The following is a 26928-nucleotide window of genomic DNA, read 5'->3' as shown; positions in this document are numbered from 1 at the left end:
GCAATCAGCGTTGACCGCGTTCGTCGTGTAGACGTTGCCTGCGAGCGAGCCGCCGCACGTGCCGGCGACGGTACCGATGTGGTAGTTCGCGGCCGGGGTCAGCGTGAAGCTCGTCGTCGCGCCGTGGTTGACCGTCTGCGGCGTCGACGGCGCGATCGCGCCGTTGCCGCCGGAGACGCTCGGCGTCACCACGTGCGTGTCGATCGCGAAGCTCGCGATGACCGTGCAATCAGCGTTGACCGCGTTCGTCGTGTAGACGTTGCCTGCGAGCGAGCCGCCGCACGTGCCGGCGACGGTACCGATGTGGTAGTTCGCGGCCGGCGTCAGCGTAAAGCTCGTCGTCGCGCCATGGTTCACCGTCTGCGGCGTCGACGGCGCGATCGCGCCGTTGCCACCGGAGACGCTCGGCGTCACGGTGTGCGTGTCGATCGCGAAGCTCGCGATGACCGTGCAATCGGCGTTGACCGCGTTCGTCGTGTAGACGTTGCCCGCGAGCGAGCCGCCGCACGTCCCGGCGACCGTGCCGATGTGGTAGTTCGCAGCCGGCGTCAGCGTGAAGCTCGTCGTCGCGCCGTGGTTGACCGTCTGCGGTGTCGACGGCGCGATCGCGCCGTTGCCACCGCTCACGCTCGGGGTGACCACGTGCGTGTCGATCGCGAAGCTGGCGATCACCGTGCAGTCGGCCGTGACCGCGTTCGTCGTGTACGTGTTGCCGGCGAGGTTGCCGCCGCACGTACCCGTCACGCTCGCGACGTGGTAGTTCGCGTTCGGCGTCAGCGTGAAGCTCGTCGTCGCGCCGTGGTTCACCGTCTGCGGCGTCGACGGCGCGATCGCGCCGTTGCCGCCCGAGACGCTCGGCGACACCACATGCGTGTCGATCGCGAAGCTCGCGATCACCGTGCAGTCGGCCGTGACGGCGTTCGTCGTGTAGACGTTGCCGGCGAGGTTGCCGCCGCACGTGCCGGTCACGCTGCCGATGTGGTAGTTCGCGTTCGGCGTGAGCGTAAAGCTCGTCGTCGCACCGTGGTTCACCGTCTGCGGCGTCGACGGCGCGATCGCGCCGTTGCCACCACTCACGCTCGGCGTGACCACGTGCGTGTCGATCGCGAAGCTCGCGATCACCGTGCAGTCGGCCGTGACCGCGTTCGTCGTGTACGTGTTGCCGACGAGGTTGCCGCCGCACGTGCCCGCGACGTTCGCGACGTGGAAGTTCGCGTTCGGCGTCAGCGTGAAGCTCGTCGTCGCGCCGTGGTTCACCGTCTGCGGCGTCGACGGGCTGATCGTGCCGTTGCCGCCCGACACGCTCGGCGTCACCGTGTAGGTGTTGATCGCGAAGCTCGCGATCACCGTGCAGTCGGCCGTGACCGCGCTCGTCGTGTAGGTGTTGCCGACGAGCGCGCCACCGCAGGTGCCGCCGACCGGCGTCACGATGTGGTAGCCCACGTTCGGCGTCAGCGTGAACGCGATCGTCGCGCCGTCGTTCACCGTTTGCGGCGTCGACGGACTGATCGTGCCGTTGCCACCCGACACGCTGGGCGCCACCACGTGGGTGACCTGCGCGAACGAAGCGATGACCGTACAGTCCGCGGTGACCGCATTCGTCGTGTAGGTGTTGCCGACGAGCGTGCCGCCGCAGGTGCCGCCCGGCGTGACGATGGAGTAACCCGCGTTCGGCGTCAGCGTGAACGCGATCGTCGCGCCGTCGTTGACCGTCTGCGGCGTCGACGGGCTGATCGTGCCGTTGCCACCCGAAACACTCGGCGTCACCACGTGCGTGTCGATCGCGAAACTCGCGATGACCGTGCAGTCGGCCGTGACCGCGTTGGTCGTGTAGGTGTTGCCGACCAGGCTGCCGCCGCAGGTGCCGCCGACCGGCGTCACGATGTGATAGCCCGCGTTCGGTGTCAGCGTGAACGCGGTCGTCGCCCCGTCGTTGACCGTCTGCGGCGTCGACGGGCTGATCGTGCCGTTGCCACCCGAAACACTCGGCGTCACCACGTGCGTATCGATCGCGAAGCTCGCGATCACCGTGCAGTCGGCCGTGACCGCGTTGGTCGTGTAGGTGTTGCCGACCAGGCTGCCGCCGCAGGTGCCGCCGACCGGCGTCACCGCGTGATAACCCGCGTTGGGCGTCAACGTGAACACGCTGGTCGCACCGTGGTTGACCGTCTGCGGCGTCGACGGGCTGATCGTGCCGTTGCCGCCGCTCACGCTCGGCGTGACCGTGTAGGTGTTGATCGCGAAGCTCGCGATCACCGTGCAGTCGGCGTTGACCGCGTTCGTCGTGTAGGTGTTGCCCGCGAGGCTGCCGCCGCAGGTGCCGCCGACCGGCGTCACGATGTGGTAGCCCGCGTTCGGTGTCAGCGTGAACGCGGTCGTCGCGCCGTGGTTGACCGTCTGCGGCGTCGACGGGCTGATCGTGCCGTTGCCGCCCGAGACGCTCGGCGTGACCGTGTGCGTGACGGCCGAGACATTGATGCAGCCATTCGCCGTGACCTGCTGGCCATCGGGATTGGTGATCGTGACGTTCTGCAGGCCCGCGGTGTTCGCGGTGATGTTGAGCACGACCTGCGTCGGCGAGTTGTAGGTGACGCTGTTGACGGTCGCATTGGTGACCGTCGCCGCGATGTGGCTGAACGGGCGCGCCGGCGCGGGCAGGTTCGCACCCGGATCGTAGAAACCCGAGCCGCCGCTCGACGTCGCATTGATCGTGACGTTGCCGGTGCCCCCCGCGAACGAGATCGGCGAACCCGAGCAGGTCGGCGTCGCCGGCGGCGGCGCGAGCAGCTTGCCGATACGCACCGCGTAGCTGTTGAGTGCCTGGTTGTATTCCTGGATCGTCCAGACGCTCATGTCGTCGAGCGGGTCGACGACCGTGAACGAATAGTCACCCCAGCGGCGGCCGGACGTACCGCCCGGATCCGATGGAGGGTTGTAGTTGGCGGAGGTGAGGCCGTACTGCACGGCGGCCGCGGTCGGCGGCCCGGTCATGACGCCGAGCGTATCGCCGGCGAGGCGACCCGCATACGCGGGCGTCGCGCCGGACGGCGTACCGGCGAGGCTGAAACCGATCACGGCATGGCCCTGGCCGGTCGCGGTGATCGACGGGATCCAGTACTGCAGCGCCGCCGCGAGCGTCGCCGCGTTGTCGTACACGGTGCCCGACTGCACCAGCGTCGGCGTCGTCGTGAGGTTCTGGATGTCGTACCAGCGCGCCGCCTTGCGCGCCGTCGTCGCCGTGCTCGCGACGCCGGTCGTGCTGACGCGGAGGTTGTGCGTGGTCCACAGGTGGCCGTTGCGGATCATCGCCGCGTAGAGACGATCGTCGAGCGAGTCGAGGCGGCCATTGTTGCCGCCGGTGTTGCCAGCGTGCTCGACCGGATTCGTCGCGCCGGTCGTCGGCACGGTGAGGTTGATGTTCGCCGAGATGGTCGGCGTCGCGCTGCCGGGATTGGTCACGCGGCGGAACACCAGGCGGCTGAACACCGCGGTGTCGACGCCGACGAAATAGCCTTCGGTCGCGGTCGCGTCGAAGTTGTCGACGCCGCGCGGCGCGTAGGGGCCGCCGGTTCCGGTACCGACGTTCGGGAAGCTCGTGACGACCAGCGGACCGGCGCCGATCGCCGACGCCTTCTGCACGACGTACGCGTTCGTGCCGACGAAGCTGCCCGCGCTCGAGAACATGTTGCAGCCGAAGTACAGCGCGTTGACGTCGATGCCGAGCGACGGGTAGTCGCAGAAGTTCGTGCCCGGGTCGGTCGTGACGAAGAAGAACGTCCACACCGTCGACCCGCTGATCACGCCGTTGCTCGCCGCGTCGCTGACCGCGAGCAGCCAGCGGTTCGCCGCGGTCGCGGTGCAGGTCGCGTTCGTGCAGGGCACGTCGATGATGCTGAGGAACCAGCGTGCGCTGAAGCGGTCGTAGCGCACTTGCGGGTCGCTCGTGAAGTTGAGCACGACCGAACCGCCGACCGGCGTCATCACCGAGGCGAAGAACGCGTCGGTGTCGAGGTTGAGCACGCCGTCGGCGACGCCGGCCTTGGTGAAGGAGCGGATGCGGCCGTTGACCGCGACGACGTACTGCGACGGGCCCACCGTGCCCATCGAGTCGGGCGGGAAGGCGCCGGTGTCGGTCAGCGTGGCGCCGTCGAACGACGTCGACGGCGTGTGGATCGCGCGCGGGCCGCGGTCGGGGCCGCTGGTCGAGGTCGAGGGGTAGCGCGATATCGCGGGTGCGGCCGGATTCGGCAGCAGGTCGTCACGCTCAGGACCTTCGAGTTCATGCTCGGGGCGCGGGCCGCGGCGCGGCGGTCGCGACGCCTCGAGCTGCATGAGATCGGCCGAGGTGTGCGTGACGCCGGACGTGGTCGGCACGCGCACGCCGGAGATGTCGCTCGCTTCGCCGGGCGCGGCGAGCGCCGTCGCCGCGAACAGAACCGACGCGCATAGGAACGCCTGCGCCGCGGAGGGCGCACGTGTGCGGAACATGAGTTTTCCCCTGTTAGATGGCATCACCCGCGGACTCGGCCGATAGGCGTAGTCGCACCCGGTACTGCCGGGCCAGCCTATCATCCTTCGGGCCGATCTGCAGCACCCCTCTATTCCAAGTCTCGCGGCAGGGCCTGGGCAGCCGAAACGTGACCGGTTCCGGCAGACGGCCGCTTCGCACTGGACAATCGCGTTCAGCTTTGCGCACGATGGATTTTTCGACGAACGGTACCGGTCCATGCACCTGCTCCCGCGTCTCGCCACCCTCTCCCTGCTGCTGCTCGGAACCGGCTGCATGACCGCCCCGCAACGCCCCGCCGCTCCCCAGGTCGAAGACCCCTATCTCTGGCTCGAGGACGTCCACGGCGCCAAGCCGCTGGAATGGGTCGAGCAACGCAACGCGGAGACGAAGCAGGCGTTCGCCTCGACGCCGGAGTTCGAACGCACGCGCTCGCGCATCCTCGAAGTGCTCGATTCGGACGCGAAGATCCCCGCAGTCACGAAGATCGGCGACCGCTACTACAACTTCTGGAAGGACAAGGACCACCCGCGCGGCCTGTGGCGGCGCACGACCCTGCAGCAATACCGCAAGGACAAGCCGCGCTGGGAAACCGTGATCGACCTCGACGCGCTCGCGAAGGCCGAGGACAAGCACTGGGTCTGGCAGGGCGCGTTCTGCCTGCGCCCGGCGAACCGGCGCTGCCTCGTCGCACTGTCGCCGGGCGGCGGCGACGCGAATGTCGTGCGTGAGTTCGACCTCGTCGACCGTACGTTCGTCAAGGGCGGCTTCGAACTGGCCGAAGCGAAGTCGGACGTCGCGTGGATCGACAAGGACCGCATCTACGTCGCGACCGACTTCGGCCCGGGCACGATGACCAAGTCGAGTTACCCACGCATCGTCAAGGAGTGGAAGCGAGGCACGCCGCTCGCCGCGGCGACGCTCGTCTACGAAGGCAAGGACGACGATTTGGCGATTTCCGCGTCGCGCGACCTCACGCCCGGCTTCGAACGCGACTTCGTCACGCGCGCGATCGATTTCTACACGAGCGAGACGTTCGTGCGGCGCAAGGACGGCAAGCTCGTCAAGCTCGAGGTGCCGCCCGACGCGACCGTCGATGCGCACCGCGAATGGCTGCTCGTGCAGCTGCGCGACGCGTGGACGCTCGACGGCACGACCTACCCGCAGGGCGCGCTGCTCGCGGCGAAGTTCGACGACTTCCTCGCCAACCAGGACAAGGCCGGCAAGCGCAAGCTCGTCGTGCTGTTCAAGCCGACCGACACGACCTCGCTGTCGGCCTATTCGTGGACGCGCAACCACCTCATCCTGAACATCCTCGACGACGTCGTCAGCCGCCTCGAGGTGCTCACGCCGCGCACCGGCGAGTGGCGCCGCGAGAAGCTCGGTGGCGCGCCGGCGCTGTCGACGATCGAGGCGCACGGCATCGACGCCGACGCGGGCGACGCGTACTTCCTCAGCGTGAGCGGGTTCCTCGCGCCGACCACGCTCTACTACGGCGCGCTCGGCAACGCCGACGCGGCGCCGCTCAAGCACGCACCGTCGTTCTTCGACGCGAAGGGCATGGACGCGCACCAGTACTTCGCGACCTCGAAGGACGGCACGCGCGTCCCGTACTTCGTCGTCGCGCGCAAGGACCTCAAGGCCGACGGCAGCACGCCGACCCTGCTGTACGGCTACGGTGGCTTCGAGGTCTCGCTGACCCCCGTATACAGCGGCAGCGTCGGCCGTTCGTGGCTCGAGCGCGGCGGCGCGTTCGCGGTCGCCAACATCCGTGGCGGCGGCGAGTACGGCCCGCGCTGGCACGAAGCCGCGCTGAAGGCGAACCGCCCGCGCGCCTACGAGGATTTCGCCGCGGTCGCGGAGGATCTCGTCAATCGCGGCATCACCTCGCGCCGCCACCTCGGTGCCGAAGGCGGCAGCAACGGCGGTCTGCTCATGGGCAACATGCTCACCGGTTACCCGCAGCTGTTCGGCGCGATCGTCTGCGAGGTGCCTCTGCTCGACATGAAGCGCTACACCCACCTGTCCGCGGGCGCGTCGTGGATCGCCGAGTACGGCGACCCCGACAAGCCCGAGGAATGGGCGTTCATCAAGACGTTCTCGCCGTACCAGAATCTCGCCGCGGGCAAGGATTATCCGCCCGTGCTGTTCTACACCGCGACGAGCGACGACCGCGTCGGGCCGGTGCAGGCGCGCAAGATGGCCGCGCGCATGCGCGAGTTCGGCTACTCCAACGCGTGGTTCTACGAGAACACCGAAGGCGGCCACGGCGCCGCCGCGGACAACCAGCAGTCCGCGTTCATGCACGCGCTCGCCTACGGCTTCCTCTGGCAGCAGCTGGCGCCGAAGGAGGCGCCGTGAAGCGCGCGCCGCTGTTGCTCGCGCTCGTGCTGTCGGGCGCGCTGCACGCAGCCGAACCGGCGAGCGTCGACGCCGCGCTCGCGCAGGCCAAGCTCGCGCACCAGCCGCTGCTCCTCGATTTCAGCGCACCGTGGTGCTACTCCTGCTACTTCATGGCGACGCACGTGCTCAACGGCGCCGAGTGGGATGCGCTCGGCCGCAGGACCGTCGTCGCCGCGGTCGACGCCGATTCGCCCGACGGTGCGGCGTGGATGAAGAAGCTCGAGATCAAGGCGCTGCCGGCCTACGTCGTGCTCGACGAGAACGGCGCCGAACTCGGCCGCATCCTCGCCGAGCAGCCGCGCGCGAAGTTCTATCCGATGGTCGAGCGCATCATCGCGGGCGCGAGCACGCTCGACGAGCTCCAGCGCAAGGCAGCCGGCGGTTCGATCGACGCGGTCGCGACCGTGCTCGGCGCCTACCAGGCGCGCGACGCAGGCAAGGACGGGCTCGCGTGGTACGCGACATTGCCGGCCGACGTGCGCGCGAAGGCGGACAAGGACAAGGCCGTGACCTTGCAGCGCGACCGCCTCGCGCTCGCCCTGGCGCGCGCGCAGGAAGATCCCGCGGCGACCATCGCCGCCGCGCAGCGCGTGCTCGCGGGCGACATCGGCTGCGATCGACCCTACGTCGTCGACGCCCTGCTCGAAGCAAGCGAGAAGCAAGCGAAGGCCACGCGCATCGCCCTCCTGAAGCCGCAGCGCAGCGCGCTCGAGGCGTTGCTCGCGCACGACGTCTACATCGCGAAGCCTGCGTGCGCGGACCAGCGCAGCGCGGTCGTGACGACCGCCGACGTCGACGCCGCGCTCGGCGACGCCACGGCCGAGAAGGCCGTGCTCGACCGTGCGATTGCCGATGCGCGCACGCGCCTCGGCGGCGATTACACCCGGGACCGCAACCTCGCCGACAACCTGCGCGTCTACCTAACGCGCGCGAAGCGCGATGCCGAGCTGGACGCGCTGTATCCGAAGCTCGTCGCCGCGTGGCCCGACGACTACGTCTATCCGTACCGCTTCGGGCGCAGCCTGCTCGAACGCAAGCGCGCCGCCGAAGCGCTGCCTTGGCTCGAGAAGGCCGCGGAGAAGGCCTACGGCGAGAACCGCCTCGGCGTCGCGCTCTACCGCGTGAAGGCGCTCAAGGCGCTCGGCCGCGGCGACGACGCGAAGCAGGTGGTCGCCGACGTGCTCGAACAGAACGGGCAGTGGTTCCCCGAGCAGGTCGCCAAGCTCAAGGCCGAGCTCGCCTCCTGAAGGCCGGACGGAGTCGCGGCAACGCATGCGGGCGGGTCGCAGGAGTGCACCACCCCCTGTAAGAGCACGGTCGCGATGCTCGAACCGTCAAGGCAGCGATGCACGCTCCCGCGGCACCGCGCCACGCCGCCTTTTGCTGCACCGCCGCAGACTTTGCCGTATCCTTCGCGCCGCGCGGGCGCGACCCCGCCGCGCGCCTTCAGCGGCGCGCCATTCGAATACGCCAAGGAGTCAGTCATGGGTTTGGAGCGCGTCCCCGCCGGTGCCAAGGTGCCCGACGAGATCAACGTCATCATCGAGATTCCGAAGGACGCGGAGCCGGTCAAGTACGAGGTCGACAAGGCCTCCGGCGCGATCTTCGTCGACCGCGTGCTGTCGACGCCGATGCGCTACCCGTGCAACTACGGCTACGTGCCGCACACGCTCGGCGGCGACGGCGATCCGCTCGATGCGCTCGTGATCCTGCCGCTGCCGCTCGTGCCGGGCTCGGTGATCCGCTGCCGCCCGGTCGGCATGCTGCGCATGACCGACGAGGCCGGCGCCGACGAGAAGCTCGTCGTCGTGCCGCACGCGAAGATCTTCGCCGGCTACGGGCACATCGCCGACATCGGCCAGGTGTCCGGCCACTGGCTCGAGCGCATCGGCCACTTCTTCGAGCACTACAAGGATCTCGAGAAGGGCAAGTGGGTCAAGCTCGAAGGCTGGGCCGACGCGGCCGCGGCGAAGGCCGAAATCAACGCCGGCGTCGAGCGCTACGAGTCGTCGGCGCAGAAACCGGCGTTCTGACATCGAAGCCAAAGCCAAAGCCAAAAGACTGAAACACGAAGGACACGAAGGAAGAGCAGAACCAGGAAAGAGCTTGAAACACGGAGCACACGGAGAAAGCAAGGCAAGAGAGCTTCTCGATCGAAGGCTTTTCCTCGGTATGCTCGGTGTGCTTCGTGTTTCAATCTTTTGATCTGATCTCGCTTTTCCTTCGTGTCCTTCGTGTTTCAGGCTCTGCTCTGCCTAGCGCATCAGTCGTCGCTTTCGTCGGGCTCGTCACCGGCGTGCGAGGACGCGGGGTCGACGCCCGAGGCAAGGGCGTCGGACGCCTTCCACATCGACACTTCGCCGCCGCGGAATCGCTGCGCGTGCGCCGGCTCGGCGCGGAAGCGGAAACGGCGGTAGAAGCTCACGACGTAGCCGTCGGGATGCTCGCGTGCCCACGCCTGGAACGATTCGAGCGTGTCGAGCGCCGGCAGCGGCCGGGTGAGGCGGCCGGCGAATTCGAACACGCCGTGGTGCCAGCCGAGGTGCACCACCGGCTGGCCACGCTCCTGCGCGTCGTGGATGCGCGTGGCGAGCGCGCCGACGTCGTAGCGGTCGCCGGACCCCTGGATCACCGCGAGCTTGATCACGAGAGCGACCGCGACCATCGCGACCGCCGCGCCGGCCGGTTGCGCGAAGCGCGTGTGCCCGAACGCGAGCGCGACGCCGATCGCCGCGATGATGCAGCCCCACAGCGGCGAAACCTCCGCCGCGAACGCGAGCGACGGCAGCCTCGGCGCGAGCCACGGCAGCGCTGCGGTCGCCGTGCCGAACAGCACGAGGAACAGGCCGAACGCACCGGCGCGCACGCGCAGCGCGTCGCGCTCGAGCGCGAATGCGAGCAACAACGCGACGCCCGGGATCATCGGCAGCAGGTAGTGCGGCTGCTTGCCGCCGACCAGCGAGAACGCGACGAATGTCGGCGCGACCCAAGCCATTCCGAAACGCCACGGCACCTGCGCCGCGAGCTCGCGCAGCTTCACCGCGCCGCGGCGCATCGCGAGCGGCCACGGCAGCAGCATGAGCGGGAACACCGCGAGGTACCACCACCACGGGCGGCCGTGCGCGCTCGTGCCCTTGACGCCGCCGATGCGGTCGAGCGTCTGGTTGAGGAAGATCGCGCGCGCATACGCCTCGCCACCGTGCAGCGCCGCGGGGATCGCCCAGGCGAGGCCGATGATCGCGCCGACGAGGATAGACAGCGCGAACGCGCCGAAATAGCGCGCACGCCGGCCGGCGAGCCGGTCGCCGCTCCACCACGGCGCGGCCAGCGCGACGAACGCGACGTCGAGCAGCATGACCGGGCCCTTGACGAGGATGCCCAGGCCGATCGCGCCGCCGGTGAGCAGCACGCCGCGACGCGTGCGCGCCTGCACGAGGTCGAGCACGCCGTGCAACGCGAGCAGCACGCACGTCGCCAGCGGCACGTCGAACATGATCGCGTTGGAGAACAGCGCGAAGTAGATCGCGCCGAGCAGGAACCACATCGACGCGCGCGCGGTCGCCGCCGAACCGGTCAGGCGCAGGGTCAGCCGCTGCATGAGCAGCAGGCTCGCGAGCGAGCACAGCAGGGTCATCGCGCGCGCGGTCCACGCGTGCACGCCGGTCAGCAGCCAACCTGCGTTGATGAGCCAGAACAGCAGCGGCGGCTTGTGCGCGTACGTCGCACCGTTGAGGTGGGGCACGAGGAATTCGCCGGTCTGGCGCATCTCCCAGGCGACCGCGAGATAGCGTGTTTCGTCGATCGGCAGCGGACCGAGCAGGAACACGATCGGCAGCAGCAGCAGGGCCGCCGCCGTCAGTGGATGCGACAGGATGGCGCGCCAGTCAGGGGCGTTCGATGGAAACACGGGGCTCGGAACTCGCGGCCGTCGGCGGGACGCGAATCTTGGCATGGCGGCCGACACGAGCGCGACCGCTGGCGGGCGCCGCCCCGCCCCTTTCGGCTTGGCGGGCGCTTCTGGCGCCGATTCAGCCGCGCTTGAGCAGCTCGCGCAGGTCGATCACCGCGGCGTTCGCGCGCGAGATGTAGTTCGCCATCACGAGCGAATGGTTGGCGAAGAAGCCGAACGGCGTGCCGTTCAGCACGATCGGGCTGCCGAGCGCCTTCTGCGACTCCTCGAGTTCGCGGATCACCTGTTCGAGGCTCACCGCGGCGTTCTTGCTCGCGAGGATCGGCGCGAAATCGGCACGGATCGCTTCGAGCTGCTCGCGCAGCGCCCAGGTGTAGCCGCGCGCCTCGTAGAAGTTGTCGTCGATCTTCGTCCACGGCGTCTTCACGAGCCGCGGGCTCGGTGCCGGCGTCGACTGCCGCGCGTGCTCGTCGCCGGCGAGGTCGGTGTCGATGCGCACCTGCCCGGCCGCCGCCGACAGGCGCTGCGAAAGCGAGCCGAGGCGCGCCGAGACGACCTGCAGATAGTCGGCGAGGTTGTCCGCACGCGCGTAGAACTGCGCGTTGCTGTCGTCGCCGTCGCCGAGTCGCGTCAGGTAGGCGTCGACGTGCGCGATCGCCTTGCGGTACTGGCTCTCCGAGCTCGGCAGCAGCCAGCGGTCGTTCGGCGAGCTGAACAGCGGATCGGCTTCCTGCAGGTCCTTGTCCTCGACCGACTGCGTCTGCGAACGGCTGAAGTCGTTGCGCAACGCACGCGCGAGGTCGCGCGTCGCGGTGAGCACGCCGAATTCCCAGTTCGGCACGTTGTCCATGAACACGCCGGGGGGGAGGCGGTCGTTGCTGAGGTAACCGCCGCGCTTGTCGAGCAGCGTCTCGGCACTGGTGACCAGCGCCGCGGTCGTGACGCTGCCGGTGACGACGCGCTCCCCCTTCGCGGCGAGGCGCGCCTGCGCGGTCGCGACGACGTCGAAATGGTCGGGTTCGTAGTCCCACCACCACATCAGCGCGAGCACGAGCACGACGCAGGCGGCGAGCAGGACGCCGATGCCGCCGATCAGCCACGAGCGCGCGCGACCGAGCCAGGTTCCGTCCACGTGTTCCCCCTCGAATCGCCGATCGAACCGGCATGCCGACGCCGCGGGCGACGATCGCCTGCGGCCAGCCGCCATTCTAGGTCATCGGGAGCCTACTTCTTCCTGCCGCTCCGCCCCGGTTTGGCCGGCTCGCCCTTCTGGCCGAAGTTCTCCATCAGGGTCTTCATGTCCTCGGCGTGCTCCTCCTCGACCGCGAGGATGCCTTCGAGCAGGCGCTTGGTCGTCGTGTCGCGGTCGCCGACGTAGTTGATGATCTCGCGGTAGCTGTCGATCGCGATGCGCTCGGCGACGAGGTTCTCCTCGATCATCGAGGCGAGGTCGTCGGGCACGACGAACTCGGAATGGCTGCGCCCGGACAGGCCTTCCGGCGAGAAGTTCGGCGTGCCGTCGAGCTGGGTGATGCGCTCGGCGATCGTGTCGGCGTGCGCCTGTTCCTCCGCCGCGTGCTCGAGGAACTCCGCGGCGACGCTCTTCGCGTTGATGCCCGCGGCGAGGTAGTAGTGCGCCTTGTAGCGCAGCACGCAGACGATTTCCGTCGCGAGCGCCTCGTTGAGCAGCTTCAGCACCGTCGCGCGGTCGAGCGTGTAGCTGTCGGTGACCGCGCCGCGCTCCATGTGCGCGCGGGCGCGCTTGCGGATCGTCTTGATGTCGGAAAGGAACGGTTTGTCGCTACGCGGACTCGCGGCCATGCCTGCCTCCTCCTGCATCGGTGGGATGGGAGCGCCCGCGACGCGGGCGACACCGGCCTAGGGTACGGCGCGCGCATGTCCGCCAGCTGAAGGCGCCGCGGCTCAGCCGGGGCGGTACACCTCGCCGCCCTGCGCGCGGAACTCGGCCGCCTTCTCCGCCATGCCCTCGGCGAGCGCCTGCTCGTCGCCGACGCCGTGCTCCTTCGCGTAGTCGCGCACGTCCTGGGTGATCTTCATCGAGCAGAACTTCGGCCCGCACATCGAGCAGAAGTGCGCGCTCTTGTGCGCTTCCTTCGGCAGGGTCTCGTCGTGGAATTCCTTCGCCTTCTCCGGATCGAGGCCGAGGTTGAACTGGTCGTCCCAGCGGAACTCGAAACGCGCCTTGCTCAGCGCGTTGTCGCGCGCCTGCGCGCCGGGATGACCCTTGGCGAGATCGGCCGCGTGCGCGGCGAGCTTGTAGGTGATGATGCCGTCGCGCACGTCCTGCTTGTCGGGCAGGCCGAGGTGCTCCTTCGGCGTCACGTAGCAGAGCATCGCGGTGCCGTACCAGCCGATCATCGCCGCGCCGATCGCGCTGGTGATGTGGTCGTAGCCGGGCGCGATGTCGGTGGTGAGCGGCCCGAGCGTGTAGAACGGCGCCTCGCCGCACTTCTCGAGCTGGCGCTCCATGTTCTCCTTGACGAGGTGCATCGGCACGTGGCCGGGGCCCTCGATCATCACCTGCACGTCGTGCTTCCACGCGGCCTGGGTGAGTTCGCCGAGCGTGTCGAGTTCGGCGAACTGCGCGGCGTCGTTGGCGTCGGCGATCGAACCCGGGCGCAGGCCGTCGCCGAGCGAGAACGCGACGTCGTACGCCTTCATGATCTCGCAGATCTCCTCGAAGCGTTCGTACAGGAACGACTCCCGATGATGCGCGAGGCACCACTTCGCCATGATCGAGCCGCCGCGGCTGACGATGCCGGTGACGCGGCGGGCGGTGAGCGGCACGAACGGCAGGCGCACGCCGGCGTGGATCGTGAAATAGTCGACGCCCTGCTCCGCCTGCTCGACCAGCGTGTCGCGGAACAGTTCCCAGGTCAGGTCCTCGGCGACGCCGCCGACCTTCTCGAGCGCCTGGTAGATCGGCACGGTGCCGATCGGCACGGGCGAGTTGCGCAGGATCCATTCGCGCGTCTCGTGGATGTGCCGGCCGGTGGACAGGTCCATCACCGTGTCGGCGCCCCAGCGGATCGCCCAGACCATCTTCTCGACTTCCTCGGCGATCGAGCTCGTCACCGCGGAATTGCCGATGTTGGCATTGATCTTCACGAGGAAGTTGCGACCGATGATCATCGGCTCGCTTTCCGGGTGATTGATGTTGTTGGGGATGATCGCGCGGCCGCGCGCCACTTCCTCGCGCACGAATTCGGGCGTGATCAGCTTCTGGATCGACGCGCCGAACGACTGGCCCGCGTGCTGGCGCAGCAGATGCGCCTCGCGGATCGCCTCGATGCGCTGGTTCTCGCGGATCGCGACGAACTCCATTTCCGGCGTGACGATGCCGCGCCGCGCGTAGTGCATCTGCGACACGTTCATGCCCGACTTGGCCGCGCGCGGCTTCGGGATCGCCGGAAAGCGCACCTCGGCGAGCGACGGCGCGTTGGCGTGGCGGCGCGTGAACGGCGAGCTGAAATCGGCGAGCGGCTCGCTGTCGCCGCGCTCGGCGATCCAGCGCGCGCGCAGTGCCGGCAGGCCGGCGGCGAGGTCGACGCGATACGCGGGGTCGGTGTAGGGACCGGAGGTGTCGTAGACCGTGAACGGCGCGTTCTTCTCGGCGCCGAACATCGACGGCGTGTCGGCCAGCGCGATCTCGCGCATCGGCACGCGCAGGTCCGCGCGCGATCCCTCGACGTGCACCTTGCGCGAGCCGGGGATCGGCCGCGTCACGGATCCGGAGAGTTCGGCGGTTTCGCGCAGCAGCGCGGACGGAATGGCATTCATGTCAAAGCTCCTCGGTATCGATTCGACAGAGAGAGCTTCGTGGAAAGCCCGCGCACCCATGCGCGGTCTTTCGCCTTCGCGTGCAGGAGCACGCCCAGGTGCATCAAGCTCCCTACACCGGTGCTAACCGGATCAGGTTCGAAGGGACTCTCTCAGCCGGCAAACCGCCGGCACCCCCGCTTCAATGCGCATTGAAACACGTTCGCCGCCGCGCGACCACCGCCGCCGGCCGAGGCGGCCCAGGCGCCTTTCCACGGCACCGCCCGCACGGCTACGCTCGACGCGGGAGGGCGCATGAAGATCGCGATCGTCGGCTACGGCACGGCCGGACAGGCTGCTGCGCTGTTCCTCGCGCGCGGCGGCCACGCGCTCGAGGTGTTCGAGCGCAGCGAAGCGTTGCGGCCGGTCGGCGCCGGCTTCCTGCTGCAGCCGACCGGCCTCGGCGTGCTCGCCGACCTCGGCCTCGACGAGGCGGCTCGCGCGGGTGGCGCGCGCATCGACCGCCTGCACGGCGCGAACGCCCGCGGGCGCGCGGTCATGGACATGCGCTACGCCGATCTTGCGCCGGGACTGTATGGGCTCGGCATGACCCGCGGCGCGCTGTTCGCGCTGCTGCACGCGTGCGAACGCGTCGCGACGATCCGCACGGGCAGCGCGATCAGCGCGCTGTCGGACGACGGCCGCAGCCTCGTCGACGCCGGTGGCGACACGCACGGCCCGTACGACCTCGTCGTCGTCGCCGACGGAAGCCATTCCTCACTGCGCGCCCGGGTCGGCGAGGTCGTACGCGATCCGCTCTATCCGTGGGGCGCGATGTGGTGCCTGCTGCCCGCGGACGACTGGCCGCACGCGAGCGAGCTGCGCCAGCGCTACGACGGCACGCGCACGATGTTCGGCGCGCTGCCGGTCGGTCGCCGGCCCGGCGACGGCGACCGGCGCTGGCTCACGTTCTATTACAGCCTGCCCGGCGACGCGGTCGACGCCTTCGACGCGGCGGCGCTCGCGCGCATGCAGCGAGAGGTCGAGGCGCTGTGGCCTGAACTCGCCGAACGCACGCGCATGCTGGGCGCGCCCGCGCAGCTCAACCGCGCACGCTACCGCGACGTCGTGCTGCGCCGGCCGTGGCGCGATCGCGTCGTCTGCATCGGCGACGCCGCGCACGGCATGAGCCCGCAGCTCGGCCAGGGCGTCAACATGGCGCTGCTCGACGCGCAGGCGCTCGCCGATGCGCTCGTCGTCCACCGCGACGACGTCGCCGCCGCGCTGCCCGAGTACGCGCGCCGGCGCGCGCGCCACGTCGCGATCTACCAGGCGTTCAGCCGTTGGCTGACGCCGCTGTTCCAGTCCGACCATCGCGCGCTCGCGCCGTTGCGCGACGCCTGTTTCGGGCCGCTCGGCCGGCTGCCGTACGTGCGCGGCCAGATGCTCTCGATCCTCGCCGGGACGAAGCGACGCTGGCTTTGAGCCGTCGCGCGTCCGATCATGCATCGATGCGGAAAACACGCGGCGCACCTCGGAAACTGAACCGTCGCACAATACGTCGTTTTCAATCGTTTACCGCGCCGCGCGCATACTCGACGCGACGTCGCGGGGCACAGCAACGTCATGGGAATATCCGAAACACGTGGAGATCGACATGACCCATCGCCTTGCCGGACGCGGCGCCGTGACCTTCGCCGCACTGTGGTTCGCGACGCTCGCGGGCGCGGCGGAACCGACCGCGCGCGTGAGCGTGGACTGGACCGACCCGCACGCGTTTTCCGATTCGCGCGACAACCCGGGCATCCGCCAGATGCGCCCCGAGGAGTGGCTCGCGCTGCTGTCCAGGCACCTCGAGCGGCGCGCCGACCGCGTGCTGCCCGCGGGTGAACGCCTCGACGTGACCTTCACCGACGTCGACCGTGCCGGACGCGTCGAGCCGTGGCGCGGACCGGAATGGAACGACGTGCGCATCGTCAAGGACATCTACCCGCCGCGCATCGACCTGCGCTTCACCCTGACCGGCGCCGACGGTCGCGTGCTCGCCGAGGGCGAGCGCAAGCTGCGCGACAGCGCGTTCCTCATGCGCAGCACGCCCGACGACAGCGACCCGCTGCGCTTCGAGAAGCGCATGCTCGACGACTGGCTGCGCAAGGAGTTCAAGCCGGCGCGCGGCTGACGCCGAACGATCGCGGCCGCGTCTACACGCGGCCGCGCGTTGGCGGCACAATGCGGGTTCCGTTCCGGAGCCCGCGATGGACACCCAGCATCCCGACCTGCATCCGCTCTACGCCGAGCACCTCGCCACGCTGCAGGCGCGCGCCGACAAGGCGCTGCTGCGCGAGGGCTTCGACCATCTGGTGATCGCCGCCGGCCAGCCGGCCATGCAATTCCTCGACGACCGCCCGTATCCGTTCGCGGTCAACCCGCATTTCAAGCACTGGCTGCCGGCGACGAAGGCGCCCGGCTCGTGGATCGTGTACACGCCCGGACGCCGGCCGAAGCTCGTCTACCTGCAGCCGCACGACTACTGGCACGTCGTTCCGGACGCACCCGCCGGCTACTGGGTCGAGCACTTCGACGTGGTGATCATCCGCGAAGCGACGGATGCGCGCGCGCACCTGCCGAACGACATCGCGCGCTGCGCGGTGGTCGGCGAGGCGACCGCCGCGCTCGACGGCGTCGCGCCGAACAATCCGCAGGGCGTGCTCGACTACCTGCACTGGCAACGCTCGTACAAGAGTGCGTACGAGCTGGCGATGATGCGCGTCGCGAGCAAGATCGGCGCGCGCGCGCATCGCGCCGCCGAGCGCGCATTCCGCGCCGGCGCATCGGAGTTCGACATCCACGTCGCCTACCTCGCGAGCGCGCGCCAGGGCGACAACGAGCTGCCGTACAACAACATCATCGCGCTCAACGAGCATGCCGCGGTGCTGCACTACATGGAACTCGCGCATGCGCCGCCTGCGCGCGCGCATTCGTTCCTCATCGACGCGGGCGCGAGCTTCCACGGCTATGCGAGCGACATCACGCGCACGTACGCGGCCGCGGACGCAGGCGAGTTCCAGGCCCTCGTCGACGCGGTCGATACCGCGCAGCGCGGTTTCGTCGCGAAGGTGCGCGCGGGACAGAGCTATCCCGACCTGCACGTGCACGCGCACCTCGTGCTCGGCGGCATCCTGAAGGAACACCGCTTCGTGCGCATGAGCGCGGAGGCCGCGCTCGACGGCGGCGTCACGTCGACGTTCTTCCCGCACGGCCTCGGCCACCCGATCGGCCTGCAGGTGCACGACGTCGCCGGCTTCCAGGCGAGCGATCGCGGCGGCACCCTGCCGCGCCCGCCCGGCCATCCCTACCTGCGCATGACGCGCGCGCTCGAGCCGGGCATGGTCGTCACGATCGAGCCGGGCCTGTACTTCATCGACATGCTGCTCGCCGAACTGAAGAACAAGCCGGCCGCGAAGGACGTCGACTGGGCGCGCGTCGACGCGTTCCGCAAGTACGGCGGCATCCGCATCGAGGACGACGTCGCCTGTACCGAGGGCGAGCCGGAGAACCTCACGCGCGACGCGTTCGCGGCGCTCGGCTGACGCGCGATGCCCTCGCCGGCGGTCACGGACTGAGGCGCGCCGGCATGGACACGCGCGGACTCAAGGCCTACTGCGCGCGCTTCCCCGGCGCGACCTCGCGCGCGCTCGATCCGCCGTACAACATCCTGCTCTACGAAATCGGCGGCAAGCAGTTCGCCTACTTCAAGCTGTCCGAGCCGGAGAAGTGGCGCTTCAGCTTCCGTGCGACGCCGGAGCGCTTCCTCGAACTCACGGGCATCCCGGGCATCAAGCCCGCGCGCTACATGGCGCGCTTCCACTGGGTCACGATCGTCGACGTGCGCAGCGTGCCCGCGGCGTACCTGCGCGAGCTCGTCGACTGGTCGTACCGGCGCGCGCTCGCCTCGCTGCCGAAGGCGAAGCAGGCCGCGCTCACCGCCCGCTGAGCCGCGTGTCGTCCGTATGCGGCAACCTGTCGCGAGACAGGCCCGCCCCGCGGGCGTAACCTGATGCGGTGACCGAATCGCATCGCCCCGCCGAAGCGTCCTGGTTCCGCAGCCGCGGCGGCCGCCGCTTCGGTTTCGAATTCGGCGCGATCGTCGTGCTCAAGCTCGTCGCGCTCGTGCTGATCTGGTTCTTCTGCATCCGCCCGCAACCGCGCGCGGACACGCAGCCCGCCGCCGTCGCAGACCATCTGTTGGCCCCTGCCCGCGAGGTTCCCGATGATCGATGAGACCGTCGTCACGCTGTCGCGCCTGCAGTTCGCGCTGACCGCGCTGTACCACTTCCTGTTCGTGCCGCTCACGCTCGGCCTGTCGTGGATGCTCGCGATCATGGAGGCGGTCTACGTGATGACCGGGCGCGAGGTATGGAAGCGCATGACCCAGTTCTGGGGCGTGCTGTTCGGCATCAACTTCGCGATGGGCGTCGCCACCGGCGTGACGATGGAGTTCCAGTTCGGCACCAACTGGGCGTACTACGCGCACTACGTCGGCGACATCTTCGGCACGCCGCTCGCGATCGAGGGGCTGATGGCGTTCTTCCTCGAGGCGACGTTCATCGGCCTGTTCTTCTTCGGCTGGGACCGCCTCTCGCGCGTGAAGCACCTGATCGTGACCTTCCTGCTCGCGCTCGGCACGAACCTGTCGGCGCTGTGGATCCTCATCGCCAACGCGTGGATGCAGAACCCGGTCGGCTCGGAGTTCAACCTCGACACGATGCGCATGGAGATCACCGACTTCGGCGCGGTCATCTTCAACCCGGTCGCGCAGTCGAAGTTCGTGCACACGGTCAGCGCCGGCTACGTGCTCGGCGCGATGTTCGTGCTGTCGATCAGCGCGTGGTACCTGCTCAAGGGCCGCAACGTCGATTTCGCCAAGCGCTCGATGACGGTCGCGGCGAGCTTCGGCCTCGCTTCCGCGCTGAGCGTGGTCGTGCTCGGCGACGAGTCGGGCTACACGGTCACCGAACACCAGAAGATGAAGCTCGCCGCGATCGAGGCGATGTGGGAGACCGAGCCCGCGCCGGCGGCGTTCACCGCGTTCGGCTTCCCCGACGTGGCCGAGCGCACGACGCATTTCGCGATCCACATCCCGTGGCTCATGGGCATCATCGGCACGCGTTCGCTCGACCGCGTGCTGCCCGGCATCCGCGAACTCGTCGACGACGCCGAGAAGCGCATCACGAACGGCATGAAGGCGTACGCGGCGATGCAGCGCCTGCGCGTCGACCGCAACGACGCCGCCGCGCGCGCCGAGTTCGAGGCGCACAAGCGCGACCTCGGCTACGCGCTGCTGCTCAAGCGCAACATGGCCGATCCGGCGACGGCGGGTCCCGACGACATCCGCAAGGCCGCGGCGAGCACGATCCCGAACGTACCCGTGCTGTTCTGGGCGTTCCGCATCATGGTCGGCTGCGGCCTGTGGTTCATCGCGCTCTTCGCCTATTCGTTCTGGCTGTCGGCGCGACGCGAACTCGACCGCCGGCGCTGGTACCTCAAGGCGGCGTTGTGGAGCCTGCCGCTGCCGTGGCTCGCGATCGAACTCGGCTGGATCGTCGCCGAGTACGGCCGCCAGCCGTGGGCGATCGAAGGCGTGCTGCCGACCGCGCTCGGCGTCTCCTCGGTGTCGGCGGCGCAGGTCGCGACGAGCCTGGTCGGCTTCGTGCTGTTCTACAGCGCGCTCGCCGTCGTCGACGCCGTGCTCATGCTCAAGTACGCGCGCAAGGGTCCGGACGGCCTCGGCATGTGGCCGCCGGCCACCTCGCATTGATGGAAGCGACGGAGCGTCCGCGATGATCGACTACGAAACCCTGCGCGTGATCTGGTGGCTGCTGCTCGGCGTGCTGCTCGCCGGCTTCGCGGTCATGGACGGTTTCGACCTCGGCGTCGCCGCGCTGCTGCGCGTGCTCGCCAGGGACGACGACGAGCGACGAGCGCTGCTCGAGACGATCGAGCCGGTGTGGGAAGGAAACCAGGTCTGGTTCATCCTCGGCGGCGGCGCGGTGTTCGCGGCGTGGCCGCTGCTCTACGCGGCGTCGTTCTCCGGCTTCTACTTCGCGATCCTGCTCGTGCTGCTCGCGTTCATCCTGCGCCCGGTCGGCTTCGGCTTCCGCAACAAGATCGCCGACCCGCGCTGGCGCGGTGCGTGGGACTGGCTGCTCACGCTGTCGGGGCTCGTGCCCGCGCTGATCTTCGGCGTCGCGATCGGCAACCTGTTCCTCGGCGTGCCGTTCCGCTACGACGACACGTTGCGCATGAGCTACGAAGGCGGCTTCTTCGGCCTGCTGCGACCGTTCGCACTGCTCGCCGGCCTCGTCTCGGTCGCGATGCTGCTCATGCACGGCGCCGCCTGGGCTGCGCTCAAGTCCGAAGCGGTGATCGCGCGACGCGCCGAGCGCATGCTGCGTCTCGCCGCCGTCGCGTTCGTCGCCACCTACGTGCTCGCCGGCGCCTATCTGTTCGTCGGCGTCGGCGGCTACGCGATTTCCTCGCCGGTGCAGGCCGCCGCGCCGTCGAATCCGCTGATGAAGACGGTCGTCACCGGCGTGAACTGGCTGCGCGACGGCGCGCTCGGTGGCTGGGCCTGCGGCACCGCCGCGCTGGCGATCGCGGCCGCGCTCGGCGCCGCGCTGCTCGCTGCGCGCGCACGCCATCGCGGCGCATTCTTCGCGAGCGCGTGCGCGGTGTTCGCGACGGTGTTCTCGGCCGGCTTCGCGCTGTTCCCGTTCCTGCTGCCGTCGAGCCTCGACCCGCGCAGCAGCCTCACCGTGTGGGACGCATCGAGCAGCCGCACGACGCTCGGCCTCATGCTGCTCGTGACCGCGCTGCTGCTGCCGATCGTGCTCGCCTACACGAGCTGGGTCTATCGCGTGCTGCGCGGGCGCGTCTCGCTCGAGCACGTCAAGCAGACGCACGGCATGTATTGAAACCGGATCCTATCGAAACCGGAGGTTCGCCCATGTGGTACTTCAGCTGGATCCTCGGCCTCGGCCTCGCCCTCGCGTTCGCGATCCTCAACGCGATGTGGTTCGAACTCGCCGCCGACGCGGCCGCCGCGCGCCGCGCCGACGAGGAAACGCCGCCACGCTGACCGCGTGGACAGCGCCGACCGCTTCCGCTAGCGTGCGCCACCTTTGCCGAGGTAGCGCCACCTTGATCCGTTCCGCCCGCCTGCTCGCATCCCTGCTGTCGTTCACCGCCTGTGTCGCAGCCCACCCGGTCGCCGCGAAGAACGGCGCGCCCGCGGGCGCCGCGGCCGCCAAGGCGCACCACAAGGCCGCGCCGGTCAAGGATCCCGAGGTCGACCGCTGGATCGACGTCGCCGGTTTCGGCGAAGTCGCGCTGTACCGGCCGAAGACCGATGCGCGCGGGCTCGTGCTGTTCGCCTCCGGCGACGGCGGCTGGAACCTCGGCGTGACCGAGATGGCGCACGAAGCCGCCGCGCTCGGCTACTGGGTCGCCGGCTTCAGCACGCCGCGCTACCTCAAGGCGCTCGATGCGGGCGACGCCAGCTGCAGCGACGCCGACGGCGTGCTCGCGCGCCTCGCCGACAGCCTCGTGCGCGAGCTCGCGCTGCCGGCGAGGACGCGCGCGGTCATCGTCGGCTACTCGTCGGGCGCGACGGTCGCCTACACCGCGCTCGCCGCCGACGCCGGCAAGCGCTTCGGTGGCGGCATCAGCCTCGGCTTCTGCCCGGACCTGCTCATCCACAAGCCGTTCTGCCCTGGCGACGGCGGCCTCACCGCACATTGGCAACAGCAGCCGCCGACCTGGGTGTTCGACAAACGCGACACGGTCGCCACGCGCTGGCGCATCCTGCAGGGCGAAGCCGACCAGGTCTGCGATCCGAAGTTCGCCGGCGAGTTCGCGGCCGGGCAGAAGGACGCCGAGGCGGTCATGCTGCCGAAGGTGGGCCACGGCTTCGGCGTGCCGAAGAACTGGCTCGCGCAGTACCGCCAGAGCCTGCACGACCTGCTCGACGCACCGTGAAGCGGACGGGCGCTGGCGCACCACCCTGCGCGTCACGCGACACCCGCTAGAATCCGGTCCTGCGATTTCAAGGACGACGCGAGCGCCGATGAGCACCGCCGACACCGCCACCGCGCCTGCCGCCCGCCCCGGCTGGACGGCGTACCTGCGTTGGCTCGTTCCGATCGCGTTCCTCGCGCTCGTCGGCTGGCTGGTCTGGCGCGGCGTCGACGAGTTCGACCTGCCCGAAATCCAGCGCACCCTGCTCGACGTGCCGACGGTGCCGGCGCTCGGCGTCGCCGTACTCGCGCTCGTCGCGGTCGCGTTCACCGGCCTCGTCGACGTGCTCATCGCGCGCTGGCTCGGCCTGCCGATCCCGACCGGCGAGATGCTGCGCCTCGCGTTCGTCGCGAACACGCTCGCCAACATCCTGAATTTGTCCGGCGCGGTCGGTTCCGGCGTGCGCCTGCTCGGCTTCGCCGCGCGCAAGGTCGAGCTCGCGCGCGGCGCGGCATTGATCGGCCTGCAGGTGCTGTCGCTGCCGCTCGGCCTGTCGGTGCTCATCATCATCACGCTCGCGCTCGGCTCGCGCCCGATCACGCCGAGCGCGACGACGCACTGGGTCGCCCTCGCGGTGCTCGCCGGGGCCGCGTGCTACCTGCCCGCGTTCTTCGTGCTGACGACGCGCCGGCGCCTCATGCGCTGGCTGCCGGCCGGCCGCGAACTGCCGCCGTTGCGCCTCAAGCTCGCGCTCTCCGCGCTGTCGTTCGTCGACTGGGTGCTCAGCGCGGCCGTGCTGTACGGCTGCCTCTACATCTCCGGCGCGCACGTCAAACCGGGGCCGCTGCTCGGCAGTTTCGCCGCGGCGCAGACGCTCGGCCTGCTCAGCCTGATCCCGGGCGGCTTCGGCGTGTTCGACGGCCTCATGCTGCTCGCGCTGTCGAGCGGCGGCTACGACAACGCGCAGGTGCTGTCCGGGCTGTTCCTGTTCCGCATCGCCTACTATCTGCTGCCGCTGCTCGCCGGGCTCTACGTAGGATCGGGCATGCTGGTCGGCCAGTTGCCGGGCATCGCGCGCGCAGCCGCCCGGCTGCAGACGCACCCGCTGTTCGGCCTGCTCGGCCTGCCGGCGAACCTGCTCGCCGGCTTCGGCATGCGCGTGCTTGCCGTGCTCACGTTCGGCGCCGGCCTGCTGCTGCTTGCGTCGGCGGCGATCCCGGCGGTGCACGAGCACAGCGTGGTCGTGCGCGCGAACCTGCCGCTCGCCGCGGTCGAGGGCTCCTACTGGCTGTCGGTACTGACGGGCGTGCTGCTGCTCGGCCTCGGCCGCGGCATCGACGGGCGCTTGCGCGTCGCCTACAACCTGGCCCAGCCGCTGCTGATCTTCGCCGCGCTGCTCGCGGTGACCAAGGGCCTGCATTTCGGCGAGGCGCTGTTCCTGCTCGCGATCGCCGCGCTGCTGCGCCTGCGCAAGCGCGAGTTCACCCAGCGCGCGATGAGCCTCACCTCGCTGACGACCTTCACCTGGCTCGCCGGCCTCATCGTCGTCGTCTGCGCCTTCTTCGTCGTCGGCGTCGGCATGATGCTCGGCGACGACAGCTTCGACCTCTGGTACTTCGGCTTCGGCGAGCATTCCTCGCGCATCGTGCGCGGCCTGTTCGCGGCGGCGCTCGGCGTCTGCGGCTACCTCGTCTGGCAGTCGTTCGCGGTGCGCCGGCCGTCGCTGAAGCTGCCCGACCACGCCGAGCTCGAGCGCGCGCGCGAGGTGTATCGCGAGCACGGCGGCGGCGAGTTCGCCCACCTCTCGTTCATGCGCGACAAGCACCTGTTCTGGTCGGGCGACCACCGCGCGGTCGTCGCCTACGGCGCGGTGCGCGACCGTCTCGTCGCGCTCGGTTCGCCGTGCGGCCCCGAGGGCGCGATCAAGCGCGCGATCCTCGATTTCCGCCAGTTCGCCGACGCCCAGGATCGCGCGCCGGTGTTCTACGAAGTGCTCGAACCGGACCTGTCGCTCTACCACGACCTCGGCTTCGACCTGTTCAAGCTCGGCGAACTCGCGACGATCCGCCTCGACGAATTCACCCTCGCCGGCAAGCGCTGGGAAGACTTGCGCCAGGCGGTCAACCGGTCGGTCAAGGAACAGCTCACGTTCGAGATCGTCGAGCCGCCGTTCGACACCGTCATCATGAGCGAGATCGAGCGCGTCTCCGAAGCCTGGCTCGCCGACAAGGGCGCGCACGAGAAGAGCTTCTCGCTCGGCCGCTTCGATGCCGACTACTTCGCCTGGAGCCCGCTCGCGCTCGTGCGCCGCTCCGGCGAACTCATCGCGTTCGCCAACGTGCTGCCGCCGTACGGGCCGAACGGCACCGCGAGCGTGGACCTCATGCGCCACACCGACGACGCGCCGCGCGGCACGATGGATTACCTTTTCGCGCGCGTGATGCAGTGGGCGAAGGATCAGGGCCACGCGACCTTCAGCCTCGGCATGGCGCCTCTGTCGAACGTCGGCGACAACCCGTACGCGCGCATCAACGAACGCCTCGCGGCACTCGCGTTCCAGTACGGCGGCCGCTTCTACAACTACCAGGGCCTGCGCCGCTACAAGGAAAAGTTCCAGCCCGAATGGACCGGCTCCTACCTCGCCTATCCACGCGGCCTGTGGGTGCCCGGGCTGCTCATCGACATCGCGGCGCTCGTCGCCGGCGGCTACCGCCGTTTCCTCAGCGGCCGCTGAAGGCGCGGCCCTCAGCGCGCCTGCGTCGGCAGGAACGCTCCGGTGACCAGCGCCACCAGGTCGTACTTCGCCTTGCGGTCGAGCAGGCGCGAGCGATCGGCGTAGGTCTGTCCCGGTTCGAAACTGCTGCGCCCGGCGAGCAGGCGCACGCTGCGCAGGCACAGCTCGCGCCGCGAAGGCACGGTGTCGACCACGGAAAACATCAGCACGCCGGCGCGGCCGAGGCGCACCGAATAGCAATCGAGCGCATGGTGCGCGCCCTTGCCCGCGTAGGCGATCTCCTCGACCCACGCCGCCGTGTGCAGCGACGGATCGAGCCGCGGCGTTTCCACGTAGTCGACCAGGCTGAACTCGGGTTCGCCGGCCTCCTGCTGGTCGGACATCGCCTTGGTCGCGCGCTGGCCCGCCGCCAGCAACGTCTCGCGTGACTGGCCGACGAACGACTCGTCGCTGACGAAACCGTCGGCCAGATGGTCGACGTCGACGTGCCATGCATCCTTCGCGGCGAGGTCGACGCGTTCGTGCACGAGCCAGCCGACCGTCTGCGGCCCCGGCGCGTCGTCGGTGCCGCCGAACGCACGCTGCAACGCGTCGCGATCGATGAAGCGGAAATGCGCGGGCACGTCGATCGACGCTTTCGCGATCGGAATGTCGACGCGACCGCTGCTCATCGGCAGGCTAGCGAGCGCGACCGACCGACGCACCTGCGCGCCGATGCCTTCGTCCTCGACAGGAGCGGACTCGTCCTCCTGCCCGGCGACCATCGTTGCTTCGGGCGGCACCTGGCTCGCGCCCCACGCGATGAAGCCGACCCATATGCCGAACACCGCGAACGCGGCGAGCAGCGGCCCGCGCACGCCTTCCTCCTTCTCGCCCCAGTAACGCACGAGCGCGTACACGCCGACCGGCCAGAACAGCAGCATGAGCACGGCCAGCATGGAGTTGGAGCGCCAGACGCGTACCGTCGCGAGCAGGTACAGCAACCCGGCGACGACCGGCATGACCACGAGCAGGTAGAGCGCGGTGAACATGCGGCGTCCTCAGCGGGGTTCGATTCGCAGGATCTGTTCTTTCTTGAGCACGTACGTCGCGAGGCCGCCCTTGCGACGGATCTCCATCGTGACCTGCCGCGCATCGGCGGACGTGACGATGCCGTTGTGCTCGCGTTCGTTCGAGGTCGTGATCAGGACGCGCTGGCCGACGTGGTAGCGCAATTCGGCGAACGGAATGCTGTCGTCCTGCGTCGACGCGGCGAGCCATTCGTCGTTGGCGCTCGGCGCCGGCGCGACGACCGCGGCGACGACAGGCGTCTCCTTGACCGAGTCGTCGTAGGTGGGCGCGGCCGCAGCGGCCGATGCGGCCTGCTGCGGCGATGCGCCGGCTCCGGCGGCCATCAGTTCCTCGATGCGCGCTTCGTCTTGCTCGAGCGTCTGCGCCCATGCATCGCCGGCCGCAAGCGCCAGCGCGACGGCGAAGACCGCGCGTTTTCCATCCCACCCGCCCATGGCTCCCCCTCGAGCTGTATGCGTCGATCCGTGGCGTCGTCGACTGCAGGCGCGGGAAAGCATAGACGATGCC

20 protein-coding genes and 1 riboswitch are annotated in these 26928 nt (G+C 69.5%); of the genes, 13 read left to right on the top strand and 7 right to left on the bottom strand.

Going from position 1 to position 26928, the window contains the following annotated elements; translation table 11 throughout:
• Positions 1-4488, bottom strand: a 4488-nt coding sequence (locus FHW12_RS10100; RefSeq protein WP_220484385.1) for a beta strand repeat-containing protein, incomplete at its 3' end; no start/stop codon positions are given.
• 238 nt (positions 4489-4726) lie between these two features.
• Here FHW12_RS10100 and FHW12_RS10095 point away from each other — a divergent pair.
• The 3 genes from FHW12_RS10095 (at position 4727) to ppa (ending at position 8943) form a co-directional block, all read left to right on the top strand.
• Complete coding sequence (locus tag FHW12_RS10095; protein ID WP_182530862.1) at positions 4727-6868, top strand: prolyl oligopeptidase family serine peptidase; 2142 nt, start codon at positions 4727-4729, stop codon at positions 6866-6868.
• The gene (locus tag FHW12_RS10090) at positions 6865-8157 is read left to right on the top strand and encodes a thioredoxin family protein (protein ID WP_182530861.1); all 1293 of its coding nucleotides are present in this window, start codon (positions 6865-6867) and stop codon (positions 8155-8157) included. Before FHW12_RS10095 ends, FHW12_RS10090 begins: the two co-directional genes overlap by 4 nt.
• Before the next feature lie 237 nt (positions 8158-8394).
• The gene (gene ppa, locus FHW12_RS10085) at positions 8395-8943 is read left to right on the top strand and encodes an inorganic diphosphatase (RefSeq protein ID WP_182530860.1); all 549 of its coding nucleotides are present in this window, start codon (positions 8395-8397) and stop codon (positions 8941-8943) included.
• Between the two features lie 230 nt (positions 8944-9173).
• On the opposite strand, the gene FHW12_RS10080 is transcribed toward ppa, so the two are convergent.
• From FHW12_RS10080 to thiC, 4 genes are all read right to left on the bottom strand, one after another.
• Positions 9174-10817, bottom strand: coding sequence for a glycosyltransferase family 39 protein (locus FHW12_RS10080; RefSeq protein WP_182530859.1), 1644 nt, complete (start codon positions 10815-10817; stop codon positions 9174-9176).
• 121 nt (positions 10818-10938) lie between these two features.
• Positions 10939-11952, bottom strand: coding sequence for a DUF2333 family protein (locus FHW12_RS10075; RefSeq protein WP_310735205.1), 1014 nt, complete (start codon positions 11950-11952; stop codon positions 10939-10941).
• Between the two features lie 92 nt (positions 11953-12044).
• Positions 12045-12659 carry a ferritin-like domain-containing protein gene (locus tag FHW12_RS10070; protein ID WP_428993618.1) on the bottom strand — a complete coding sequence of 205 codons (615 nt, stop codon included), beginning with the start codon at positions 12657-12659 and terminating at the stop codon, positions 12045-12047.
• Positions 12660-12743: 84 nt separating this feature from the next.
• On the bottom strand, positions 12744-14621 hold the full coding sequence (gene thiC, locus FHW12_RS10065; protein ID WP_182530856.1) for a phosphomethylpyrimidine synthase ThiC: 1878 nt from the start codon (positions 14619-14621) through the stop codon (positions 12744-12746).
• Positions 14622-14713: 92 nt separating this feature from the next.
• Positions 14714-14809, bottom strand: a riboswitch (TPP riboswitch).
• Between the two features lie 106 nt (positions 14810-14915).
• On the opposite strand from thiC, the gene FHW12_RS10060 reads away from it, so the two are divergent.
• The 10 genes from FHW12_RS10060 to mprF all read left to right on the top strand — a co-directional run bounded on the left by FHW12_RS10060 (position 14916) and on the right by mprF (position 25350).
• A complete protein-coding gene (locus tag FHW12_RS10060; RefSeq protein WP_182530855.1) occupies positions 14916-16085 on the top strand; it encodes an FAD-dependent oxidoreductase in 1170 nt (389 codons plus the stop codon).
• A gap of 172 nt (positions 16086-16257) precedes the next feature.
• Positions 16258-16779: a DUF3016 domain-containing protein gene (locus tag FHW12_RS10055; RefSeq protein ID WP_182530854.1), complete on the top strand. Its 522-nt coding sequence runs from the start codon at positions 16258-16260 to the stop codon at positions 16777-16779.
• A gap of 76 nt (positions 16780-16855) precedes the next feature.
• A complete protein-coding gene (gene pepQ, locus FHW12_RS10050) occupies positions 16856-18190 on the top strand; it encodes a Xaa-Pro dipeptidase (protein ID WP_182530853.1) in 1335 nt (444 codons plus the stop codon).
• Positions 18191-18234: 44 nt separating this feature from the next.
• On the top strand, positions 18235-18594 hold the full coding sequence (locus FHW12_RS10045) for an MmcQ/YjbR family DNA-binding protein (RefSeq protein ID WP_182530852.1): 360 nt from the start codon (positions 18235-18237) through the stop codon (positions 18592-18594).
• 68 nt (positions 18595-18662) lie between these two features.
• Positions 18663-18881, top strand: coding sequence for a cytochrome oxidase putative small subunit CydP (gene cydP / locus FHW12_RS10040; RefSeq protein ID WP_182530851.1), 219 nt, complete (start codon positions 18663-18665; stop codon positions 18879-18881).
• Complete coding sequence (locus FHW12_RS10035; RefSeq protein WP_182530850.1) at positions 18871-20418, top strand: cytochrome ubiquinol oxidase subunit I; 1548 nt, start codon at positions 18871-18873, stop codon at positions 20416-20418. The genes cydP and FHW12_RS10035 overlap by 11 nt, the downstream gene beginning before the upstream one ends.
• A gap of 22 nt (positions 20419-20440) precedes the next feature.
• On the top strand, positions 20441-21574 hold the full coding sequence (cydB, locus tag FHW12_RS10030) for a cytochrome d ubiquinol oxidase subunit II (protein ID WP_182530849.1): 1134 nt from the start codon (positions 20441-20443) through the stop codon (positions 21572-21574).
• A gap of 32 nt (positions 21575-21606) precedes the next feature.
• Complete coding sequence (gene cydX / locus FHW12_RS10025) at positions 21607-21738, top strand: cytochrome bd-I oxidase subunit CydX (protein ID WP_182530848.1); 132 nt, start codon at positions 21607-21609, stop codon at positions 21736-21738.
• A 62-nt stretch (positions 21739-21800) separates the two neighbouring features.
• On the top strand, positions 21801-22637 hold the full coding sequence (locus tag FHW12_RS10020) for an AcvB/VirJ family lysyl-phosphatidylglycerol hydrolase (protein ID WP_182530847.1): 837 nt from the start codon (positions 21801-21803) through the stop codon (positions 22635-22637).
• An 88-nt stretch (positions 22638-22725) separates the two neighbouring features.
• Entirely contained in the window at positions 22726-25350 is a 2625-nt protein-coding gene (gene mprF, locus FHW12_RS10015) for a bifunctional lysylphosphatidylglycerol flippase/synthetase MprF (protein ID WP_182530846.1), read from the top strand.
• A gap of 11 nt (positions 25351-25361) precedes the next feature.
• Here mprF and FHW12_RS10010 read toward each other — a convergent pair whose 3' ends face one another.
• Both FHW12_RS10010 and FHW12_RS10005 read right to left on the bottom strand, forming a co-directional pair.
• A complete protein-coding gene (locus FHW12_RS10010; protein ID WP_182530845.1) occupies positions 25362-26381 on the bottom strand; it encodes a DUF2167 domain-containing protein in 1020 nt (339 codons plus the stop codon).
• Between the two features lie 9 nt (positions 26382-26390).
• Entirely contained in the window at positions 26391-26918 is a 528-nt protein-coding gene (locus tag FHW12_RS10005) for a hypothetical protein (protein ID WP_182530844.1), read from the bottom strand.
• Positions 26919-26928 lie beyond the last annotated feature (10 nt).

The sequence above is a fragment of the Dokdonella fugitiva genome, assembly GCF_014138265.1.
Lineage (GTDB): Bacteria > Pseudomonadota > Gammaproteobacteria > Xanthomonadales > Rhodanobacteraceae > Dokdonella_A > Dokdonella_A fugitiva_A.
The sequence above is the reverse complement of the archived record's forward strand: the minus strand, read 5'-3'. Positions and strand labels throughout refer to the sequence as shown.

What these genes read in the sequence shown, in the direction of transcription:
- FHW12_RS10095 (WP_182530862.1), top strand. Translation starts at nt 4,727, where the DNA reads ATGCACCTGCTCCCGCGTCTCGCCACCCTCTCCCTGCTGCTGCTCGGA.
- ppa (WP_182530860.1), top strand. Translation starts at nt 8,395, where the DNA reads ATGGGTTTGGAGCGCGTCCCCGCCGGTGCCAAGGTGCCCGACGAGATC.
- FHW12_RS10070 (WP_428993618.1), bottom strand. Translation starts at nt 12,659, where the DNA reads ATGCAGGAGGAGGCAGGCATGGCCGCGAGTCCGCGTAGCGACAAACCG.
- thiC (WP_182530856.1), bottom strand. Translation starts at nt 14,621, where the DNA reads ATGAATGCCATTCCGTCCGCGCTGCTGCGCGAAACCGCCGAACTCTCC.
- FHW12_RS10060 (WP_182530855.1), top strand. Translation starts at nt 14,916, where the DNA reads ATGAAGATCGCGATCGTCGGCTACGGCACGGCCGGACAGGCTGCTGCG.
- FHW12_RS10055 (WP_182530854.1), top strand. Translation starts at nt 16,258, where the DNA reads ATGACCCATCGCCTTGCCGGACGCGGCGCCGTGACCTTCGCCGCACTG.
- pepQ (WP_182530853.1), top strand. Translation starts at nt 16,856, where the DNA reads ATGGACACCCAGCATCCCGACCTGCATCCGCTCTACGCCGAGCACCTC.
- FHW12_RS10045 (WP_182530852.1), top strand. Translation starts at nt 18,235, where the DNA reads ATGGACACGCGCGGACTCAAGGCCTACTGCGCGCGCTTCCCCGGCGCG.
- FHW12_RS10035 (WP_182530850.1), top strand. Translation starts at nt 18,871, where the DNA reads ATGATCGATGAGACCGTCGTCACGCTGTCGCGCCTGCAGTTCGCGCTG.
- cydB (WP_182530849.1), top strand. Translation starts at nt 20,441, where the DNA reads ATGATCGACTACGAAACCCTGCGCGTGATCTGGTGGCTGCTGCTCGGC.
- cydX (WP_182530848.1), top strand. Translation starts at nt 21,607, where the DNA reads ATGTGGTACTTCAGCTGGATCCTCGGCCTCGGCCTCGCCCTCGCGTTC.
- mprF (WP_182530846.1), top strand. Translation starts at nt 22,726, where the DNA reads ATGAGCACCGCCGACACCGCCACCGCGCCTGCCGCCCGCCCCGGCTGG.
- FHW12_RS10010 (WP_182530845.1), bottom strand. Translation starts at nt 26,381, where the DNA reads ATGTTCACCGCGCTCTACCTGCTCGTGGTCATGCCGGTCGTCGCCGGG.
- FHW12_RS10005 (WP_182530844.1), bottom strand. Translation starts at nt 26,918, where the DNA reads ATGCTTTCCCGCGCCTGCAGTCGACGACGCCACGGATCGACGCATACA.